1 protein-coding gene is annotated in these 2,548 nt (G+C 73.5%); it reads right to left on the bottom strand.

Features of this window, described 5'->3' with window-relative positions; genetic code table 11:
- Window positions 1-2,523 (bottom strand): type I polyketide synthase (locus KM933_RS38555; RefSeq protein ID WP_430727426.1); only part of this gene is annotated, 2,523 nt, incomplete at its 3' end.
- Between the last annotated feature and the right edge of the window lie 25 nt (window positions 2,524-2,548).

The raw sequence follows: 2,548 nt of genomic DNA, 5'->3' as shown, positions 1-2,548 counted from the left end.
ACGCCGCCGGTCCGTCTCCGACAACCCCTCCGTCATCCCGGCGTCCTGCGCCCACGGACCCCACACCAGCGACACCGCGGGCAGGCCCAGGGAACGACGGTGCTCCACGAGCGCGTCCAGGAACACGTTCCCCGCCGCGTACGCGCCCTGTCCCGCGCTGCCGAACGTCCCCGCCACCGAGGAGAAGAGGACGAAGGCGTCCAGGTCCAGGCCGAGGTCACCGGCGGCCTCGTGCAGGTTCCACGCCGCGTCCACCTTCGGGCGCAGCACACCCGCCAACCGCTGCGGCGTCAACGACTCGACCACACCGTCGTCCAGCACACCGGCCGCGTGCACCACCGCGCGCACCGGGCGGTCGGCCGGCACCCCGGCCAGCAGTGCGTCGACAGCCGTACGGTCGGCCAGGTCGCACGCCGCGACCGCGACACGGGCACCCAGCCCGGACAGCTCGGCCGTCAGGGCGTCGATGCCCTCGGCGGCCGGACCTCGCCGGCTCACCAGCAGCAGGTCCCGCGCACCCCGCTCCACCACCAGGTGCCGGGCCACGATGCGGCCCAGACCACCCGTACCGCCGGTCACCAGCACGGTGCCGTCGTGCGAGGCCGGGAGCGGGGCGTCGATCTGCGGGTCCGCGGTGTCATCGGCCGGATTCGTCCGGGCCAGCCGCGGCACCCGTACCTCGCCGTCCCGTACGACGGTCTCGGGCTCGTCCGCGGTGAGGGCGGCGAGCACCGCTGCGGTGTCCGTGCCGCTCTCCACGTCCAGCAGCCCGAAGCGTCCCGGGTGCTCCAGCGACGCGGAGCGCACCAGGCCCCGCACGGGAGCGGAGATCATCCTGTCGACGCCGCCGGTGCCTGCCATGCCCCGCGTGACGAACACGAGGCGGGAGTCGGCGAACCGCTCCTCGGCCAGCCACGAGCGGACCAGCTCCAGCGCCCGCACCGCAGCACCGTGCACGGAACCGACCACGTCGGCGCCGTCGAGGGAAGCATCGGCGTCGACGAGCACCGTGCCCGGCACCTCACCGGCACCGGCCAGCTCCTCAAGACCCGCGAACGCCACGAACCCGTCGTCCAACAGACCCGCGACCGTCGCCAGTCCCGCAACCTCGCCCAGCACACCCACCGGACCCGTTACGACGCCGGTCTCGGCACCCCGGGCCGGCACCCACTCCACCCGGTAGAGCGACTTCGAGGCGTCGTCAGGGCGTACGGCCGCAGTGGCCGCGCGGACGGTCAGGGACTCCACTGAAGCGACGGGCGCTCCGGTGGGATCGGCCAGCCGCACGCCCAGGGTGTCGTCCCCGGTCCGGGTCAGCCGGACCCGCAGCACCGACGCGCCGGACGCGTGCAGCGACACGCCTTCCCAGACGAACGGAACCCCGCCCGGGGCGTCGTCGTCGCCGAAGGCGAAGGAGGCGTGCAGGGCCGCGTCGAAGAGCGCCGGGTGCAGGCCGAAGGACGTGCCGTCCGTCTCCTCGCCCAGGGCGACCTCGGCGAACACCTCGTCGCCGCGCCGCCAGGCGGCTCGCAGGCCCTGGAAGGCAGGACCGTAACGGAGACCGGCGCCGGCGAGGCGCTCGTAGCAGTCGGTCACGTCGACCGGTACGGCGTCCCGCGGCGGCCACACCGACGCGTCGAAGTCGGGGGTGACGGCGTCCGGCACCAGCACGCCCTGGGCGTGGAGGGTCCAGGACCGGCGCTCGTCCCCGGCGTCGTCCCGGGAGTGGACCGCGACCGTACGGCGTCCGGAGTCGTCCGGCTCTCCGACGCTCACCTGGATGCGTACGGCACCGCGTTCCGGCAGTACCAGCGGCGTCGGCAGGGTCAGTTCCTCGACCGTGTCGCAGCCCACCTCGTCGGCGGCCCGGACGGCGAGTTCCAGCAGAGCCGTGCCCGGCACCAGTACGGCGCCCTGGACGACATGGTCGGCCAGCCACGGGTGGGACTGCGTCGACAACCGGCCGGTGAACACCAGCCCGTCGCCACCGGCGAGCTCGACGGCCGCGCCGAGCAGGGGGTGCCCGGCCGCGCCGAGCCCGGCCAGCCGGATGTCACCGGCGCCGGCCACGGTTCCCGTCGGCCAGAAGTACTCGTGCTGGAAGGCGTAGGTCGGCAGGTCCACCGCACGGGCACCGGTACCGTCGAGGACGGTGGCCCAGTCGGCGGCGACGCCGCACACGTGCAGTTGGGCGAGAGTCGTCAGGACTGCGGTGACTTCCTCGCGGTCCTTGCGCAGCAACGGCACCAGGACCGCGTCCTCGCCCGCGCTCTCACGCGCCATACCGCTCAGGACACCATCGGGACCCAGCTCCAGGAAACGGGACACCCCCTGCTCCACCAGAGCCCGCACACCGTCGTCGAAACGGACAGCTTCCCGGACATGGGTCACCCAGTACTCGGGATCCTCCAGCTGACCTGGCTCCGCCAGAGCACCGCTCACGTTGGAGACCACCGGGATACGCGGCCGCTCGTACGACAGCCCCTCGACGACCTCGCGGAACTGCGCCAGCATCGGCTCCATCAACGGCGAGTGGAACGCGTGCGAC

It is taken from the genome of Streptomyces beigongshangae (assembly GCF_019710745.1).
GTDB lineage: Bacteria > Actinomycetota > Actinomycetes > Streptomycetales > Streptomycetaceae > Streptomyces > Streptomyces beigongshangae.
The sequence above is the reverse complement of the archived record's forward strand: the minus strand, read 5'-3'. Positions and strand labels throughout refer to the sequence as shown.